Source organism: Streptomyces sp. NPDC015125 (assembly GCF_043080045.1).
GTDB lineage: Bacteria > Actinomycetota > Actinomycetes > Streptomycetales > Streptomycetaceae > Streptomyces.
In genome coordinates this window covers 1-872 of the sequence record NZ_JBIBVF010000057.1, presented here as the reverse complement: position 1 = coordinate 872, position 872 = coordinate 1, and the positions used below count along the sequence as shown (strand labels likewise).

Genomic DNA, 872 nt, shown 5'->3' with positions numbered 1-872 from the left:
AGGTCGGTCAGGTCGGACAGCCGCTCCACGCCGATGACCAGCACGTACTCCGCCGAGCCCTCGACGACCATGCCCTTGGCCAGGGTCAGGCCGTAGCCGAAGCCCGCGCAGCCGGCCGAGATGTCGAAGGCCGCGGCCTTGTCCGTGCCGAGGCGGTCGGCGATCTCGGTGGCGATGGCCGGGGTCTGGCTGAAGTGCGACACGGTCGAGACGACCACGGCACCGATCCGCGAGGCGTCGACCCCGGCGTCCGCGAGGGCCTTGCCGGAGGCCTCCACCGACATCGCGGCGACGGTCTCCTCGGGCCCGGCCCAGTGCCGGGTCTCGATACCGGAGCGCGAGCGGATCCACTCGTCGGACGAGTCGATCTTCTCGAGGATCACCTCGTTCGGCACCACCCGGGTCGGACGGTATCCGCCGACGCCGAGGATGCGCGCGTACGGGGCGCCCTTGCTGGGCTTGATCTTCGACATGCTCTCGCGCTCCTTGTCAGGCCTGGGTGTGCTCGGCGACGAGCTCGCGGGCCGCGTCGAGGTTGTCGGGGGTCTTCAGGGCCAGCGTCCGCACGCCGGGCAGGGCCCGCTTGGCCAGCCCGGTCAGCGTGCCGCCCGGACACACCTCGATGATCGCGGTGACGCCCAGCTCCTTGAACGTCTCCATGCACAGGTCCCAGCGCACCGGGTTGGCGACCTGGCCGACCAGCCGGTCCAGCACCTCGGTACCGGAGGCGACGGCCCGCCCGTCCTTGTTGGAGACGTACGTCACCTTCGGGTCGGCCGGCGTCAGGGCCTTCGCGGCCTCGGCGAGCTTGTCCACCGCGGGGGCCATGTGGCGGGTGTGGAACGCGCCGGCCACCTTCAGCGGGACGACCT

At 71.6% G+C, this 872-nt stretch carries 1 protein-coding gene and 1 pseudogene; both read right to left on the bottom strand.

All coding sequences use genetic code 11. The annotated features are described in order from the left end of the window. Nucleotides 1–473 (bottom strand): annotated as a pseudogene (locus ACF088_RS41260) (3-oxoacyl-ACP synthase); the annotation flags it as partial. Nucleotides 474–489: 16 nt separating this feature from the next. Next, the coding region (locus ACF088_RS41255) for an ACP S-malonyltransferase (protein ID WP_392381126.1) at nt 490–872 on the bottom strand (383 nt) is incomplete at its 5' end.